17 protein-coding genes, 1 other RNA gene and 1 pseudogene are annotated in these 16,209 nt (G+C 62.5%); 11 read left to right on the top strand and 8 right to left on the bottom strand.

Going from position 1 to position 16,209, the window contains the following annotated elements; all coding sequences use genetic code 11:
- Positions 1 to 442: 442 nt before the first annotated feature.
- Complete coding sequence (locus tag IB238_RS16755; RefSeq protein WP_192249262.1) at positions 443 to 1,078, bottom strand: cytochrome c family protein; 636 nt, start codon at positions 1,076 to 1,078, stop codon at positions 443 to 445.
- A 148-nt stretch (positions 1,079 to 1,226) separates the two neighbouring features.
- Between IB238_RS16755 and IB238_RS16750 the strand changes: the two genes are divergently transcribed.
- Positions 1,227 to 1,982, top strand: a complete 756-nt coding sequence (locus tag IB238_RS16750; RefSeq protein WP_192249259.1) for a 3-deoxy-manno-octulosonate cytidylyltransferase — start codon at positions 1,227 to 1,229, stop codon at positions 1,980 to 1,982.
- 11 nt (positions 1,983 to 1,993) lie between these two features.
- On the top strand, positions 1,994 to 2,848 hold the full coding sequence (locus IB238_RS16745; RefSeq protein WP_192249255.1) for a prephenate dehydratase: 855 nt from the start codon (positions 1,994 to 1,996) through the stop codon (positions 2,846 to 2,848).
- Between the two features lie 91 nt (positions 2,849 to 2,939).
- Here IB238_RS16745 and IB238_RS16740 read toward each other — a convergent pair whose 3' ends face one another.
- The 4 genes from IB238_RS16740 to IB238_RS16725 form a co-directional block, all read right to left on the bottom strand.
- Positions 2,940 to 3,197 (bottom strand): hypothetical protein, encoded by a 258-nt coding sequence (locus IB238_RS16740; protein ID WP_192249252.1) that lies wholly within the window; start codon positions 3,195 to 3,197, stop codon positions 2,940 to 2,942.
- A 64-nt stretch (positions 3,198 to 3,261) separates the two neighbouring features.
- A complete protein-coding gene (locus IB238_RS16735; RefSeq protein WP_192249249.1) occupies positions 3,262 to 3,951 on the bottom strand; it encodes a YafY family protein in 690 nt (229 codons plus the stop codon).
- Between the two features lie 10 nt (positions 3,952 to 3,961).
- Entirely contained in the window at positions 3,962 to 4,939 is a 978-nt protein-coding gene (gene nudC, locus IB238_RS16730; RefSeq protein ID WP_192249246.1) for an NAD(+) diphosphatase, read from the bottom strand.
- Positions 4,936 to 5,346: an HIT family protein gene (locus IB238_RS16725; protein WP_246723689.1), complete on the bottom strand. Its 411-nt coding sequence runs from the start codon at positions 5,344 to 5,346 to the stop codon at positions 4,936 to 4,938. Before IB238_RS16725 ends, nudC begins: the two co-directional genes overlap by 4 nt.
- 118 nt (positions 5,347 to 5,464) lie before the next feature.
- Between IB238_RS16725 and ffs the strand changes: the two genes are divergently transcribed.
- The 6 genes and pseudogenes from ffs (at position 5,465) to IB238_RS16700 (ending at position 10,169) form a co-directional block, all read left to right on the top strand.
- Positions 5,465 to 5,562, top strand: an RNA gene (gene ffs / locus IB238_RS16720) — signal recognition particle sRNA small type.
- A 46-nt stretch (positions 5,563 to 5,608) separates the two neighbouring features.
- The gene (locus IB238_RS16715) at positions 5,609 to 7,489 is read left to right on the top strand and encodes a DNA polymerase III subunit gamma/tau (protein ID WP_192249240.1); all 1,881 of its coding nucleotides are present in this window, start codon (positions 5,609 to 5,611) and stop codon (positions 7,487 to 7,489) included.
- A 34-nt stretch (positions 7,490 to 7,523) separates the two neighbouring features.
- Positions 7,524 to 7,847 (top strand): YbaB/EbfC family nucleoid-associated protein, encoded by a 324-nt coding sequence (locus IB238_RS16710; RefSeq protein WP_192249237.1) that lies wholly within the window; start codon positions 7,524 to 7,526, stop codon positions 7,845 to 7,847.
- A gap of 82 nt (positions 7,848 to 7,929) precedes the next feature.
- A pseudogene (locus IB238_RS24625) lies at positions 7,930 to 8,031 on the top strand (LysE family translocator); the annotation flags it as partial.
- Between the two features lie 247 nt (positions 8,032 to 8,278).
- Positions 8,279 to 8,884 (top strand): recombination mediator RecR, encoded by a 606-nt coding sequence (recR, locus tag IB238_RS16705; RefSeq protein ID WP_192249234.1) that lies wholly within the window; start codon positions 8,279 to 8,281, stop codon positions 8,882 to 8,884.
- Between the two features lie 40 nt (positions 8,885 to 8,924).
- Positions 8,925 to 10,169 carry a lytic murein transglycosylase gene (locus IB238_RS16700; protein WP_192249746.1) on the top strand — a complete coding sequence of 415 codons (1,245 nt, stop codon included), beginning with the start codon at positions 8,925 to 8,927 and terminating at the stop codon, positions 10,167 to 10,169.
- Between the two features lie 6 nt (positions 10,170 to 10,175).
- Here IB238_RS16700 and IB238_RS16695 read toward each other — a convergent pair whose 3' ends face one another.
- The 3 genes from IB238_RS16695 to IB238_RS16685 form a co-directional block, all read right to left on the bottom strand.
- Complete coding sequence (locus IB238_RS16695; protein WP_192249232.1) at positions 10,176 to 11,804, bottom strand: MFS transporter; 1,629 nt, start codon at positions 11,802 to 11,804, stop codon at positions 10,176 to 10,178.
- A 218-nt stretch (positions 11,805 to 12,022) separates the two neighbouring features.
- Entirely contained in the window at positions 12,023 to 12,469 is a 447-nt protein-coding gene (locus tag IB238_RS16690; protein ID WP_192249228.1) for an SRPBCC domain-containing protein, read from the bottom strand.
- On the bottom strand, positions 12,444 to 12,797 hold the full coding sequence (locus IB238_RS16685; protein WP_192249225.1) for a metalloregulator ArsR/SmtB family transcription factor: 354 nt from the start codon (positions 12,795 to 12,797) through the stop codon (positions 12,444 to 12,446). Before IB238_RS16685 ends, IB238_RS16690 begins: the two co-directional genes overlap by 26 nt.
- Positions 12,798 to 13,136: 339 nt before the next feature.
- Here IB238_RS16685 and rimP point away from each other — a divergent pair, with 339 nt between their 5' ends.
- The 3 genes from rimP (at position 13,137) to IB238_RS16670 (ending at position 16,154) form a co-directional block, all read left to right on the top strand.
- On the top strand, positions 13,137 to 13,724 hold the full coding sequence (gene rimP / locus IB238_RS16680; RefSeq protein WP_192249222.1) for a ribosome maturation factor RimP: 588 nt from the start codon (positions 13,137 to 13,139) through the stop codon (positions 13,722 to 13,724).
- A 126-nt stretch (positions 13,725 to 13,850) separates the two neighbouring features.
- The gene (gene nusA / locus IB238_RS16675) at positions 13,851 to 15,458 is read left to right on the top strand and encodes a transcription termination factor NusA (protein ID WP_192249220.1); all 1,608 of its coding nucleotides are present in this window, start codon (positions 13,851 to 13,853) and stop codon (positions 15,456 to 15,458) included.
- A 33-nt stretch (positions 15,459 to 15,491) separates the two neighbouring features.
- On the top strand, positions 15,492 to 16,154 hold the full coding sequence (locus tag IB238_RS16670) for an RNA-binding protein (protein ID WP_246723688.1): 663 nt from the start codon (positions 15,492 to 15,494) through the stop codon (positions 16,152 to 16,154).
- The last annotated feature ends 55 nt before the right edge of the window (positions 16,155 to 16,209 follow it).

Raw genomic sequence — 16,209 nt, 5'->3', positions numbered from 1 at the left:
GTCTCCTGCAACAGCTGTGTCTGTCTGGAAGGGAACTGAAAAGACTGGCGTCGGGTTCCCCGATGACCGAGGGGGACGCCGAATTTCGATCTCTTGACGGTTCATTAACCAATTCCGCCGATGCTGGATCAATCAGGGCCGAGGCCGATCCTGTCATACGGTTGTTACCGAGGCAAACTACAGGATCGTACAGGCACTCGCCGGTCAACGGCGACAAACGATTTGTCCTGATGCTGACCACGGATGTACTGGCAGCATCGGACATGGTCCCGGCAAGGCCGGGAATGGGGAAGCGGGGTGACATGACCCCGCTTTTTTCATTTCCGCAGCGCGGTCCATGGCGTTTTCGCGCTTAGTTTCCAACCTTGCAATCGCCATGACCATCAAACAAAAAACCCGGCCGAATAGGCCGGGTTTGACAGATAAGAATTTAGCAGTCGCCTCACTGGGCAGCCGGCGCGGTCTCCGTTGCTGCAGGAGCTGCGCTTTCGGCGGCCGGAGCGGCTGCGGCGCCTTCTGCCGACGCATCCGGAAGCGGTGCCGGGCTGTCGGCAAGCGTGCGCAGGTAAGCGATCAGGTTGGCGCGTTCGTCATCCTTCTTCAGGCCGGCAAAGCCCATCGCCGTGCCAGCGACGTACTTCTTCGGACCTGCGAGGAAGTGGTTGAGGTGCTCGTAGTCCCAAACCTTGCCGCCTTCGGCAAAGGTCTTCATGCCGGCCGAGTAGCTGAAGCCCTCATGCGTGGCAACCGGGTGGTTGACGATGTTCCAGAGACCCGGGCCAACCTTGTTCGGACCGCCCTTGTCTCCGCTATGACAGGCGGCACACTTCTTGAAGGTGGCTTCGCCGGCTGCGGCATCCGCCGATGCCAGCAGTGTCGCGATCGGCACGGCCGCTGCGGCTTCAGCGCCGGCGCTCTCTCCGCCTGCTTCCGCTCCGCTTTCCTCGGCAACGATCGCAAAGCCTTCCTTCTCCGGGGTCGCCGAGTGGAAGATGCCTTCCGACGCGATGGATACCGACATCAGCACAAAGACGGTGCCGAGAAGGGCACCCACGCCCATGTTCACATAAGAGTTCATCCGCAGCTCCCCTGGAGCCGGCACATCTTAGCCGGCCAGTCTTGAAATCGCGCGGAACCTATGTCTTTTGCTGCTTCGTTGCAACAGAGATTGTGCAGCTGTCGATGAGACGAATTGACACTTGTTATGTGCGCTTGAAGGGCAGGGCATGAATCCTCCTAATTTTGAAGAAACGCTCGTGTTGATCCCGGCGCGCATGGCCTCCACGCGCCTGCCGGGTAAGCCGCTTGCCGACATCTGCGGGCTGCCGATGATCGTGCAAGTTGCCAAGCGCGCGACGGAGTCCCGTACTGGACGCGTTGTCGTCGCAGTCGACCACCAGGATACCTTTGATGTGGTCGCCAGCGCCGGCTTCGAGGTGGTGATGACAAAGGTCGAGCACCAGTCAGGCTCCGACCGCATCCACGAGGCGCTGCTGAAATGCGATCCGGACAGGCGCGCGCAATTCATCATCAACGTCCAGGGTGATTTGCCGACGATCGACCCGGCGACGATCCAGGCGGCATTGAATCCGCTCGCCGATCCCGCAACGGATATCGCCACGTTGACGACCGAGATCACCGATCCGGAAGAAAAGACGAATCCGAACGTTGTGAAGGTCGTAGGCTCGCCGATCGGCGACAGCCGGCTCCGGGCTCTCTACTTTACCCGCGCCACCGCACCCTATGGTGACGGCCCGCTCTACCATCACATCGGCCTTTACGCCTATCGCCGAAAGGCGCTGGAAACGTTCGTTTCGCTCCCGCCGTCGACGCTCGAGAAGCGCGAGTCGCTCGAGCAACTGCGTGCGCTGGAAGCGGGGCTTCGGATCGACGCCGAGATCGTTGACACCGTTCCGCTCGGTGTCGATACTCCGGCCGACCTCGAAAAGGCCTGCCGGCTGCTTTCGGCCACGAGCCGCTGAATGGACCGTCCATGATACAGAAGACCAACAGGATCGCCTTCCAGGGCGACTTCGGCGCCAATTCGGACATGGCCTGCCGGGACATGTTCCCGCAGATGGAACCCTTGCCCTGTCAGACGTTTGAGGATGCCTTCCTCGCTGTCGAGAACGGCGACGCCGATCTGGCGATGATCCCGATCGAAAATACCCTCGCCGGCCGCGTCGCCGACATCCACCATCTCCTGCCGGAGTCGCGGCTGCACATCGTCGGCGAGTATTTCATGCCGATCCGGTTCCAGCTGATGGTCCTGCCGGGCGTCACAAAGGACGAGATCCGCACCGTTCACAGCCACATCCACGCGCTCGGCCAGTGCCGCAGGATCGTGCGGATGAACGGTTGGAAGCCGGTGATCGCGGGCGACACGGCAGGCGCCGCAAAGCTGGTGGCGGAAAAGGGCGATCGCAGTATGGCGGCACTGGCGCCGCGGCTGGCTTCAGAGTTGTACGGTCTACAGATCATTGCCGAGAACGTTGAGGATTCGGAAAGCAATGTCACGCGCTTCGTCGTGCTGGCGCGCGAGCCGAATATCCCCGCCCGCACCCAGCCCGACGAGGTCATTGTCACGACGTTTGTCTTTAACGTGCGCAACATTCCGGCCGCCCTCTACAAGGGGCTTGGTGGTTTCGCCACCAACGGCATCAACATGACGAAGCTGGAAAGCTACCAGATCGGCGGCAAGTTCTACGCTACCCAGTTCTACGCCGATATCGAGGGGCATCCAGACGATGCCAATGTTCGCCGCGCGCTCGACGAGCTTCGCTTCTTCTCCGAGAAAGTACGCATCCTCGGCTCTTACCGTGCGCATCCCATGCGCGGACAACTCTGACAAATTCACCCCGCCGCAAACACAGCGGCAGGGGCGCACTTTTCGACTATCAGCCGGAACGGGTGATCACCCGATCGAGCGCGCGCGTTCCTCAGAAGTCGGACGACTTCCATAGCGGTCGCCGAGACGCGCCGGGCGGCGAGCCCCAGTCGATGAAGCCGATATCGCGACGCAGATAGTCCGGCATGCGCTCAAGGTCGAGACGCGGGCAGCGTGACCGACCCGTCTGCCAGCCAAGGCGATCGGCAAGTCGAACGAGGAGCGATCGTTGCGGCTTCCCGCCTCGCCCGTCGAGAGCGCACCGCACCGGGCCATATTGCTGGGAGAGATTGAGTGTCGCCATCGTCATGTCCTCCATCCTGCTGGAATGACATGAACTATACAGGTCACTGCTGACAGTTTATGGCAGTAGCCTAAGCTTCGATCCGCACATCTTGCTGGTCGCGCCAGGCCTTCAGCAAAACGGCCCGCCGGCGGGGATAGCGCTCGTTTTGGGGGAGCATCTCGATGATGCGATCGGTGCGGAAGTGGCGAAAGTCCTGCCGGAGTTCGCACCAGGCGGCTACCACACGTACTTGTTCGAAATAGCTGAGCGCGAAGGGCCAGATGCGCCGCACGGAGACTGTGCCGACCTCGTCGGAATAGGTCAGTCTAAGCATCCGCTCGCTGCGGATGGCCTTCCGAATGATGCCGAGGTCTGCCTTCGTCTCGACCGGTGGGCGGAGGTTGACGAGAAGCGTCGATGCTTCCACCTCCTCACGCATATCCGGCGGAAGAACATCGGCGATCTTGGCAAGAGCATCGGCCCCCGCCATCGCAAGACGCGGGTCGGCGGCACGTGCGACCCACCGTGATCCCAGGACCAGCGCCTCGATCTCGTCTTGCGAGAACATCATGGGTGGCAGCATGAACCCGGGTTTCAGGACATAGCCTACGCCGGGCTCGCCATCGATCAACGCCCCCTGCGCCTGAAGGCTGGCGATATCGCGATAGAGCGTACGGATGCTAACGCCAGCTTCGGCCGCAAGCACAGCGCCACTAACCGGGCGACGGTACCGGCGCAGTGTCTGAAGCAGGGTCAAAAGGCGTTCCGAGCGCGCCATTACCTTCAGCCTATGATGTCGTCCAATCCAGCCAGTCGCGCATCAGGCGGTGCGCGATTGCGCCCTTGGGCGGAGAGCTGGTCGCGCCCGTCACGGGGTCGGTGCTCGCGGTCCGGGCAAGCATTTCCGCCGTTTCGGCCCGTGTGAACCAGCGGCAATCCTCCAGTTCCTGTTCGTCGCGATGGATCGCGAAGGATTTTGCTTCTGCGTAGCAGCCAATCATCAATGAGTGCGGCATGGGCCAGGGTTGCGACGCGTGATAGCGAACCCGGCCGATCTTGATGCCGGACTCTTCGAGCGTTTCCCGCCGCACGGCGTGTTCGATCGTTTCCCCCGGCTCCAGGAAACCTGCAAGGCAGGAATACATGCCCTCGGGAAAATGATGCGACCGGCCAAGCAGGCAGCGGTCCCGTTCGATGTCGATCACGAGCATGATGGCCACGGGATCGGTGCGCGGGAAGGTCTGGTGACCGCAGACGGTGCAGACGCGGCGATAGCCGCCGATCTCCATTCGATTCGGCGCGCCGCAGCGGCCGCAGAAGCGGTTGTTGCCGTTCCAGGTCAGGAGCGCGGATGCCTGCGCGAATTGGCCGAGTAGGTCGTCATCCAGCATCTGCTGGCGATAGAGCGTGCGCCCGTCGGCGGCCCTGAGCGGCTCGTGCAAGGCATCCGGATCGGCGCGGACCGGTACGGCAAGCCGCGGCTCGCCGTTCTTCAGGTAGCCCAGCAGGATTGTCTCCTCGACAATCGGGTTGAGCCCGGCAAGCTCGTAGGGTGCAAACAGCGGGTCGATGATTTTCTCGTCGTGTTTCACGACCAATTTGCCGCTCGCAAAGGCGAACGCATGCACGCCCTCCATTTCGAAGGCGCGTTCGACGCAGTCCTCGGCGCGGTATTCCGAGCGCCGGTCCAAACTGTTTTCGGCAAAGGCGACCATCGTGCTTGGTTCGGCGTGCGGAAGGTGCAGGTCGAAGATCGATGACGTCATGAGCTCAGGTGTTCCAGCAGCTTGGCGGTGAATGTGGCCTTGTTTTTCTCGTCCCACGCCTCTGCAGATCCAAAACCCCAGACGGGGCCGGGCCAGTTGGGATCGCCCTCGTTGCGGGCAATGACATGAACGTGGAGCTGACGCACGATGTTGCCGAGCGCACCGACATTGATCTTGGTCGCGCCGGTGGCGCGTTTCAGCGCGTCGGCGACGAGATTGATCTCGAAAGTCAGCATCGTCTGGTCGAGCGGTGTGAGGTCGAAAATCTCGCAGACATCCGCCCGCTGCGGCACGAGCACGAGCCAGGGCCAGCGCGCATCCTTCATCAGGCGCAGTTCGCAAAGCCCGATCCTCGTCAGCACCTCGCTATCGCGTACAAGCCGCTCATCCGCCTCGAATGGGTTCAACTTTTCGCTCCCGTCGTTTCGCCCCATAGCGAGTCATGCCACGTGTTCGCCGTCCGCTCCAACAGTTTTTTGACGTTCCGGCTTGCATTCTGATGCATTATTGCCGATATGGAAGCCGGGAGGTTGGTGGTGGACGAGCCACTCGCCAACCGGGTCAGGTCCGGAAGGAAGCAGCCCTAACGAGCCCCGGCACGGGTCATCGTGCCAGCCTCCCACCTAACGTCCTGTCGGGACGCGACTTTCAAGCGATGCGGCAGGGGCGATGAGCGAAGACACTCCACTTCCGTCAGGCGAAAAGCCCGCCGCATACCGGGTTCTGGCGCGCAAGTACCGTCCCAGAGATTTTACGGACCTCATGGTCGGCCAGGAGCCGATGGTCCGTACGCTTACCAATGCTTTCGAGACAGGTCGCATCGCGCAGGCCTACATGCTGACCGGCGTTCGCGGGGTCGGCAAGACGACCACCGCCCGCATTCTCGCCCGTGCGCTGAATTACAAGACCGCCGACATCGACAAGCCGACAATTGATCTCAAGAGCCCCGGCGAGCACTGCCAGGCGATCATGGAAGGCCGCCATGTCGACGTAATCGAGATGGACGCTGCCTCGCATACCGGCATCGACGATATCAGAGAGATCATCGAGCAGGTGCGCTACCGCCCGGTTTCTGCCCGCTACAAGGTCTACATCATCGACGAAGTGCACATGCTCTCGACGCAGGCCTTCAACGGTCTGCTGAAGACGCTCGAAGAGCCACCGGAGCATGTGAAGTTCATCTTCGCCACCACCGAGATCCGCAAAGTTCCGATCACGGTCCTGTCACGCTGCCAGCGCTTCGATCTGCGCCGGATCGCAGCGACTGACCTTGTCGGCCTGTTCACCACGATCCTTCAGAAGGAAGGCGTGCAGGCGGAGGCGGACGCGCTCGCCATGATCGCCCGCGCCGCCGAGGGATCGGCCCGCGACGGGCTGTCGCTGCTTGATCAGGCGATCGCCCATGGTGCAGGCGTGGTGGAAGTGGGTGCCGTGCGTTCCATGCTCGGCCTTGCCGATCGCGCCCGCATTGTCGATCTCTTCAGCCATGTTGTCCGCGGCGACGTTGCTGCGGCCCTTGCCGAGTTCACTGCTCAGTACGAGGCCGGCGCGAGCCCACCGGTTGTTTTGACCGACCTCGCCGATTTCACCCATCTCGTCACCCGCATGAAATACGTGCCCGACGCGGCAAACGACCAGTCGCTGAGCGAGATCGAGCGCGTTCGCGGCGCCGAGCTGGCCCAGAGTATTGCTGTGAGCGCCCTGTCGCGGATCTGGCAGATGCTGTTGAAGGGCATTCCGGAGACGGAAGCCTCGAGCCGCCCGGCGGGGGCAGCCGAGATGGTACTGATCCGGCTCGCCCATGCGGCCCACTTGCCGTCACCGGAGGACGCGGCTCGCCGCCTCGCCGAGCTTGCAGGCGGCAATGGCGGCGGCAACGGCCAGCGTGCGCCATCCAGCTCCGGCTATTCCGGAAACGTGCAGGCATCCGCATCGGGTACTGTTTCCGCTGTGGGCCGTGCGCCTGACCAGCCGACCATGCGCGCCACCGGAGGGGCAGCCACGATGCTGCGCCCTGTGCCGGCAACCGATACAACGCCGCAAGTGGCAGCGCCGATCGAGGGCCGTGCGGAACCTGCAGAGGCCGCGCCGGTTCCGAAGGTGCCCGTCCGGTCGCTCGAAGACATATCCGACCTTTGCACGAAGAACCGCGACATCCGGCTGCGGGCGCTGGTTCGCAACTTCGTGCGGCCCGGCCGCTTCGAGGCTGGACGCGCCGAGATTGGCCTTGCCGATGACGCGCCGAAGGCGTTGGTCGGCGACCTGCAGCGGCGCCTGGAGGAATGGACCGGTATCCGCTGGATGGTCATCGTTTCCCGTGAGGCCACCGGGCTGACGCTTGCGGAAGCCGAAGTCAAGGCACAGGAAGAGCGTGTCGCCGATGCGCGGCAGGATCCCGACGTCGCGGCGATCCTGCAGCGTTTTCCGGGCGCCAGGATCACCGACGTGCGCATCAAGGCGCCGGAGGTCGAGAGCGAGACGATCGAAGTGGCTGCTGCCGCTGAATCCGCCGAGGGCGATATCCTGCCCGGCGACGACATCGAGTTTTGAGAGCATTCAAAGAGAACTACGGAAGGAGCGGCCGATGCGCGACATCATGGGCATGATGGGCAAGGTCAAGGAAATGCAGGCCAAGATGGAGAAGATGCAGGAGGAGATCGCTGCCCTCACCGTCGAGGGTACCTCCGGCGGCGGCCTCGTCAAGGTCACGCTCGACGGCAAGGGCAACATGAAGGGGCTGAAGGTCGATCCGTCCATGTTCAAGGAAGACGACGTCGAGATTCTCGAGGACCTGATCGTCGCCGCCCACAAGGATGCCAAGGACAAGGCCGAGGCGCTTGCCGCGGAAAAGACCAAGGCGCTGACGGCCGGTCTGCCGATTCCGCCCGGCTTCAAGATGCCGTTCTGAGGCATGCTCCCCTGAAGGGGAGTAAAGGAACCCCCACCGGAACAGTGAGATCCGGTGGGAGCAGGGACGTGGAGGCGATGCATTGAGCCTGACAAATCTTATGGTCTTTGCCGGAGCGCTGTTGATGGCGGCCGGCTCGCCCGGTCCAAGCATTGCGGCGCTCGTGGCACGCGTGCTTTCCCGCCGCGGAAGCACTGCCCGAGGTGCGATCTGCTTCAAAGATGTTCGTCGCGGGAATGGCTGTAACGCTGGCGCACCAAACCTGCGGCGAGTGGCGGCAGCGATGGCGTGCATCAATGTTGCACAGGCTCCGACGATCTGGTTGCTCTCTTGTCTCCAACACCCGTATGATGGGTAGGAGCGCTCGATATTCGTTGAAAGACCTGCTTTCTCGATTTTCGTTCCGTGCGGATTTGCGATAGAAACCGCCCATGGCAAAACGAGTCACCGGTCCGGAAATCGAAAAACTCATTCAACTCCTTGCAAAAGTGCCAGGGCTTGGTCCACGTTCGGCGCGGCGTGCGGCTCTGCACCTCGTCAAGAAGAAGGATCAGCTGCTAGGGCCGCTGGCGGACGCAATGGGTGAGGCCCATCGCAAGGTGCGCATCTGCTCCTGCTGCGGCAATGTCGACACGATCGATCCTTGCACGGTCTGCATCGATGAGCGCCGGGACCAGTCGGTGATCATCGTCGTCGAAGACGTCTCCGATCTCTGGGCGCTGGAACGCGCCGGCGCCATGAACGCGGCCTATCACGTGCTCGGCGGCACGCTGTCACCGCTCGATGGCATTGGTCCGGACGATCTCAACATCCGCGGCCTGATTGACCGTGTTGCTGCCGGCGGCGTTCGCGAACTGATCATCGCCGTCAACGCCACCGTCGAAGGTCAGACGACCGCTCATTACATCACCGACCAGCTTCAGGGGCTGGAGGTGAAGATTACCCGGCTGGCGCACGGTGTGCCCGTCGGCGGCGAACTCGACTATCTCGACGAGGGAACACTGACGGCCGCCTTGCGCGCACGCACGACGATTTGAGAGGACTGACATGCAGGTAATACGGGTATGTTCGGATCGTTTGGTGCGCCGCATCGGGGGAACGCTTGCAGCCCTCGCTCTTCTCTTCGCTCCGTTGTCTTCGCTCGCTGCCTCCAAGGCCGAGGTGGAGAGCCAGTTCCAGTCCTGGCTGCAAAACGATCTTTGGCCGGAAGCCGCAAAGGCTGGCGTCTCGCAGAAGACCTTCAAGGCTGCCTTTGACGGCGTTCAACTGAACTGGGACCTTCCCGATCTCGTGCCCCCCGGCTCGGCGCCAAAGAAAGAGCAGAAGCAGAGCCAGGCAGAGTTCTCCTCGCCAGGCGCCTATTTCTCCGAGAAGCGTCTGCAGGGGCTGGCTGCGAGCGGGCGCACGCTGGCGTCGACCCATGCCGGCACGTTACGCAAGGTCGAGCAGGCCTATGGTGTGCCGGGCGAAATCATCCTGGCCGTCTGGGGCCGTGAGTCCGGCTTTGGCCGTGCCGATATCCCGCATCCGGCCATCGAAGTGTTGGCGACCAAGGCCTTCATGTCGACGCGCAAGGATATGTTCCGGCGCGAACTGATTGCGGCCCTGCACATCGTCGACGGCGGCGACCGTACGCCGGAACAGCTGAAAGGTTCCTGGGCGGGCGCGATGGGCCAGCCCCAGTTCATGCCGACGAGCTACCTGAAATATGCCGTCGATTTCGATGGCGATGGCGTGCGCGACATCTGGAACTCGGTTCCCGACAGTCTCGCCTCGATCGCCAACTATCTGCGCAAGAAAGGCTGGGAGCCAGGCCGCGGCTGGGGTTACGAAGTCAGTATTCCAGACGGCGTCTCCTGCGCCCAGGAGGGCCCCGATCTTGCCAAGCCGATCGGCGAGTGGACCTCCACCGGCATTACGCGTATCTCGGGAAAACCGTTCCCGAAGACCGAGGGGCGAGCGTCCGGCATGATGCTGGTGCCAGCGGGAAAACACGGCCCGGAGTTCATCGTCACGCCGAACTTCTACGTGATCAAGGAGTACAACAACTCCGATCTCTACGCGCTCTACATCGGCAATCTCGCCGACCGCATCGCCTATGGCAACGGCCCGTTCCAGGGCGCGTGGGGCGACGTCGGCAAGATGCTGCGCTCCGATGTGCTGGCCATGCAGAAGGCGCTCGTCGCCAAGGGCTACGACGTCGGCAAGGTGGATGGGTTGCCCGGCTACAAGACCCGACGTTCGCTTGGCGACTGGCAATCGAAATCCGGGCTGGCGGCCACCTGTTTCCCGGATGCCTCCTTGAAGGCGAAGCTGCGCTGATCTCTGTCAGTGCATGTCGACCTGCCGTTTATAGCGCTCATATTCGGTCGGCAGGATGGTCTGCCGCTCGATCATCCTGTGCACGCGCGGCGCTTCCCTGCCGCGGTGGAGCGCGCGTAGCCGATCGCCGTTTTCAGCGTCTGCTTGCGTGCGGCGCTGGTTGTGGCGGACATATTCGATCCAGGTCGGCACGTGGTAGGTCTCTGTCCAGATCGTCGGATTTTCGAGGTCGCGCATCAGCGTCCACTGCCCAGCGCCGTCGCGGATACGGATGCGGCGGCGCTCCGTCATTGCCGTCAGGAACGCTGGTATGTCCTGTTCGTCAATTTCGTAGTCGATCAGTACGACGATCGGGCCGCTTCGGGGCTTGAGATCCAGCGGCAGGCTCGGCTCGCTGAAGCGATTGAGCGGGTCGAGGTTGAGAGATTCGAACTGCGGCAGGGGATAGCGAAGACCAAGTGCCGCGCCGGCCATCATCGCAGCGGCAGCCCACAAGAGCGCATTGGTTGCCCCGTGGCCGTCGGCAACGGCGCCCCAAAGCCAGCTGCCCCCGGCAATCCCGCCGAATGTCATCGTCTGATAGAGTGACAACGCCCGCGCGACGACCCAGCGCGGTGTCGAAAGCTGGACCGTCGTGTTGAACAGCGACAGCGCCAGCACCCAGCAGGCGCCGGCGAGAAAAAGGGCGGGGCCGGTGATGAGCGAATTGGGGCTGAAAGCGGTTACGACGGCGCTGAGGGCAAATCCGGCGAAGGCGTAGCGCACGATCGTCTCGCTGGAGAGTATGTCGCGCATTCGCGCGCTGGCCAGCGCACCCCCGATTGCACCTATACCGAAACAGCCGAGCAGGATGCCGTAGGTGAGCGGTCCGCCCTTCACGAGGTCGCGCGCGACCAGCGGCAGCAGCGCAAGGATGGCGCTGGTCGAAAGGCCGAAGGCGAAGCCGCGCAGCAGCACCTTGCCGATGTTGGGCGACATCGAGACGTAACGGAAGCCGGCGGAAATCGCCCGACCGAACGGCTCGCGAGGCAGGGGGCTCTTCGGCAGGGCCGGCTTCCAGCGCAGAAGCGCCAGGATCAACGCGAAATAGCTGCAGGCATTGACGGCAAACGCCGCAGCTGCGCCGGCCGCCGCCACGATGGCGCCACCCAGGGCAGGGCCGACGCTGCGGGTGAGATTGAAGCCCATTGAGTTCAGCGCCACTGCCGCCGGCAGGTCCTCGCGCGGCACCATGTCGCCGACCGAGGCCTGCCACGCGGGATTGTTCAGCGCCGTTCCGCAGCCGATCAGGAAGGTGAAGCAGAGGAGCAGCCAGGGTGTGATCAGCCCGTACCAGGCAACGAGCGTCAGCGTGATCGAGACGGCGAGCATGAAGAACTGCGCGGTCAGCATGATGCGGCGGCGATCGAAGCTGTCGGCCAGCGCCCCCGAGGCGAGCGAAAACAGCATGATCGGCAGGGCCGTCGAGGCCTGCACCAGTGCAACCAGATTCGCCGAGTCGGAAATCGAAGCCATCATCCAGGCAGCGCCCACCGACTGGACGAGGCCGCCGAAATTGGAAACGAGGCTCGCCGCCCAGATGAGGCGGAAGATGTCGTGCCTGAAGGGTGCAAGGGGGGAATTGCGATCGGGCACCGTTCAGTCTCACCTCGTATGATTTGGCTCGTTGCCCAAGATAGCGAGGTAAAGCGTGGCGGCAAGAAAAACCCGCCATCGAAATGAGTGGGGAGCGACATTCACGCCAATGTGCTATCGCGCACCGCCTTCGCAGGAAGAGCAGAAGTCGAGCCGCAGGCGACGAAACGCCGCCAGCGGGATAGGGCCGGGCAGTGTCGCCGGCCCTATCCTGAGGGTTATGCAACAATCGCGGCGAGCTTGCCCAATATCTCGGTCCATCCGGCCACGTGACCGTCGCGGGCCTGTTCGCTTGCGAACTTGACCTGCCTCAGAACGATTTCCGTGGTGCGGCTGTCGATCGCTGTGAAGTCGATCGTCACGACGCTGTCGTCCAGCGAATGCGGTGACCCCCACGTGAAGGCGAGGCGTGAATGGGGGTCGATTTCCAAGTAGGTTCCGGCATGCGGCACCTCCCGGTCCGGCAGTTTCATGACGATGGAAAAGCGACCGCCCTCAACAGGGTCGTTCTCCACCCTCGCATCCATGCCTTCCCCCTCACATGGGCGCATGAATCTCGCAAGCGTTTGCGGCGAGAGCCACGCGTTGAACACCTTCTCTCGCGGGGCGGCGATCGTGCGGTTTACGGTCAGTTCGAGTTCACTGGTCAATTCGAGTTGGCTCATAGTCCTTCTCCTCGGTAGCGAGCAGTTGATCGAGCGCCGACAGGCGCAGTTCCCATATGGACTTCAGTTGCCCGAACCATTGCTCCGTATGCTTCAACGGATCGAGCTCCGCGGCAATGAAATGCTCGCGGCCCAAAGTCCGGCGAGTGACCAGTCCCGCCTCCTCAAGCACCTTGATGTGCTTGGACACCGAGTTCAGGGACATGTCGAAATGGGCAGCGAGCCCGGTCACCCTCAGAGGCCCCTCCTGAACGAGAAGCGTGAGTATCTTCCGCCGGGTCGTATCGCCCGCGGCTTTCAGGATGCGTGACAGGGCATCGACTTCCATTTGTTCACCCATAAGGTTGAATATTCGATTTCGGCCCATTAGTCAACCATGTGGATGAATATTGTCGCGGGGGCGCTGTTTGATGTCCCGCCGGACTTTGTTCCGCATTCCAGCGCAGCTTGCAATTTCCCGCCAGCCGGCGTATATAGCCACGAAATTCTTGATCGGTTTGATGAAGAGTGGGCCCGCAAGGACCCGCTCTTTTTTATTGGCCAGGTCGAGCGCATGATGAACGATGCTCCGGAAGCGTCGCTCGCCGTCAATCGACGACGGCGCGCCGGAAGCTTGAAAGCCAGTTGCCCTTCCTCAACGAGGGTCGCGGCGCCAAGGGACTCGACAATGACGGAACAAGAGAACGAACCTCGGTTGATCGTGGAAACCGGCCTTGACCGGCGGGTGGCCGAAATCATCGAGCCGACGATCGAGCAGATCGGATACCGCCTGGTTCGCGTTCGCCTATCAGCGCAGCATGGCCTGACGTTGCAGATCATGTGCGAGCGAAGCGATGGCACCATGACCGTCGAGGATTGCGAAGCCGTTTCCGTGGCTGTCTCGCCGGTGCTCGACGTTGAGGATCCGATCGACAAGGCGTATCATTTGGAAGTGTCATCGCCGGGCATCGATCGCCCGATGGTTCGAAAGTCGGACTTCTCCCGTTGGCTTGGGCATCTCGTCAAATGCGAGACGTCGATTCTGATCGACAGCCGCAAGCGTTTCCGCGGAAAGATCGTTTCGGCTGACGCGGATGGCTTCACGATCGAGCGTGATCAGCCGGCTTATGGTGAGGAGCCGAGCGTGGTCATTCCGTTTTCGGCGCTGGCCGAGGCGAAGCTGATCCTGACCGACGATCTGATCCGCGATGCGTTGCGCGCCGACAAGGCGGCCAAGGCAGAAGCGGCGAACCAGAACGACGAAGACGGCGAATAGTTTTAGAGTGCGTTGCTTCCCTCGGGCGTCGGCCCGTGGCGTGCGACGGCGAAAAGGGAACCGGAGCGGCAGACGCTCCTCAGAGCCGGAGGCGATGCCCCGGCGTGACAACGGAGACTTGAGACAATGGCAGTCAGTGCTAACCGGCTCGAACTTCTGCAGATCGCGGATGCCGTGGCTCGCGAAAAGGTCATCGATCGCGAAATCGTTCTGGCCGCGATGGCCGACGCCATCCAGAAGGCTGCGCGCTCGCGCTACGGCTCGGAATCGAACATCCGCGCCGACATCAATTCCAAGACCGGCGAAATCCGCCTTCAGCGCCTGCTGGAGGTCGTAGAACACGCCGAGGACTACTCCACCCAGATCCCGTTGGAACTGGCACGCGATCGCAACCCGGACGCCAAGATCGGCGACTTCATGGCCGACCCGCTGCCGCCGATGGATTTCGGCCGTATCGCCGCCCAGTCGGCCAAGCAGGTGATCGTACAGAAGGTGCGCGAAGCCGAACGTGACCGTCAGTTCGACGAATACAAGGACCGCGTCGGCGAGATCGTCAACGGCACGGTCAAGCGCGTCGAATACGGCAACGTCATCGTCGATCTCGGCCGTGGCGAAGGCATCATCCGTCGCGACGAGATGATCCCGCGCGAAAATATGCGTTACGGCGACCGCGTCCGCGCCTTCGTCTACGACGTCCGCCGCGAGCAGCGCGGCCCGCAGATTTTCCTGTCGCGCACCCACCCGCAGTTTATGGTGAAGCTGTTCACCATGGAAGTGCCGGAAATCTACGACGGCATCATCCAGATCAAGTCGGTCGCCCGCGATCCGGGTTCGCGCGCCAAGATCGCCGTGATCTCCAACGATAGCTCGATCGACCCCGTCGGCGCCTGCGTCGGTATGCGCGGTTCGCGCGTCCAGGCCGTCGTCGGCGAACTGCAGGGCGAGAAGATCGACATTATTCCATGGTCGCAGGACCCGGCGTCCTTCATCGTCAACGCCCTTCAGCCGGCGGAAGTCGCCAAGGTCGTTCTTGATGAGGATGCCGAGCGCATCGAAGTGGTCGTTCCCGATGAGCAGCTTTCGCTCGCCATCGGCCGCCGCGGCCAGAACGTCCGTCTCGCCTCGCAGTTGACCGGTTGGGACATCGACATCCTGACCGAGCAGGAAGAGAGCGAGCGCCGCCAGAAGGAATTCAACGAGCGGACCGCGCTGTTCATGGACGCGCTCGATGTCGACGAGATGGTCGGCCAGGTGCTCGCTTCCGAAGGCTTTGCCGCCGTCGACGAGCTCGCCTATGTCGACCTTGACGAGATCGCCTCGATCGACGGTTTTGACGAGGACACGGCCACCGAAATCCAGACCCGCGCCCGCGAGTATCTGGATCGCATCGAGGCCGAAATGGATGCCAAGCGCAAGGAGCTCGGCGTGTCCGACGATCTGCGCCAGGTCGATGGCGTGACCTCGCAGATGATGGTCGCGCTCGGTGAAGACGGCATCAAGACCATGGAGGATTTCGCCGGCTGCGCAGCCGACGATCTCGTCGGCTGGTCGGAGCGCAAGGATGGCGTGACCAAGAAATTCGAGGGCTTGTTCTCGAAGTTCGAGATTTCGCGTGCCGAGGCCGAAGCGATGATCGTTCAGGCGCGTCTTGCAGCCGGCTGGATCACCGAGGACGATCTCGCTGGCGAGGATGCGCCCGTTGAAGTCGTGGAAGGTGCGGAGCAGGACGCCTGATCGGCGGCCTCTCCTGAGCAGCCGGAGATACCGTTGCCCGACAATAGAAGGAAGGACGACGGCGAGAACGGTCGTATGTGCATCGTGACCCGCGAGAGCGGCGATGTCGACATGTTGATCCGTTTCGTCGCCGGACCCGACGGCACTGTCGTTGCCGACCTGAAGCGTCAGCTTCCGGGTCGCGGATGCTGGGTCAAGGCGGAGCGGGCGCTGGTCGACAAGGCCGTGGCGAAGAAGGCCTTCGCCCGCGCTCTAAAGGCGGAGGTCCGGGCTTCTGCAGACTTGGGTGCCGAAATCGACCGGCTCCTCGTGACGCAGCTTGCCGGCATGATGAACATGGCCCGCAAGGCCGGCCAGTTCATCACTGGCGGCATGAATGTCGACAAGGCGGTGCGCTCAGGCGCCGCCCTTGCGGTGTTCCACGCCACCGATGCGGCAGCAGATGGTGTGCGCAAGATTGACCAGGCGCGGAGGGCCTATATGTTCGCCGCGGAGGAAGAGAACGAAATCCCTTCCTATCGCTTCTTCTCGGAAGCGGAAATGGAAGGGCTTTTAGGCCAGAATGCTTTTATCCATGCTTGCGCGCTTGCAGGGCAGGCGGGTGAGGGTGTAGTGAAGCGCGCAATCATGCTCGAAAGATACCGTGGCGCTGGCTCGGTTCGGGCACAAGGCGACGCTCGCCAGCCAAAGCAATGACGCGGGTGACCGGCCGAAACCGGCATCAAGCGCGTCGAGCGACAGGAATTGAACG

The sequence above is a fragment of the Rhizobium sp. ARZ01 genome, from assembly GCF_014851675.1.
In the GTDB taxonomy this organism is placed as follows: Bacteria; Pseudomonadota; Alphaproteobacteria; order Rhizobiales; family Rhizobiaceae; genus Mycoplana.
Note: the sequence above shows the minus strand (reverse complement) of the source record. Positions and strands in the feature narration are given on the sequence as shown.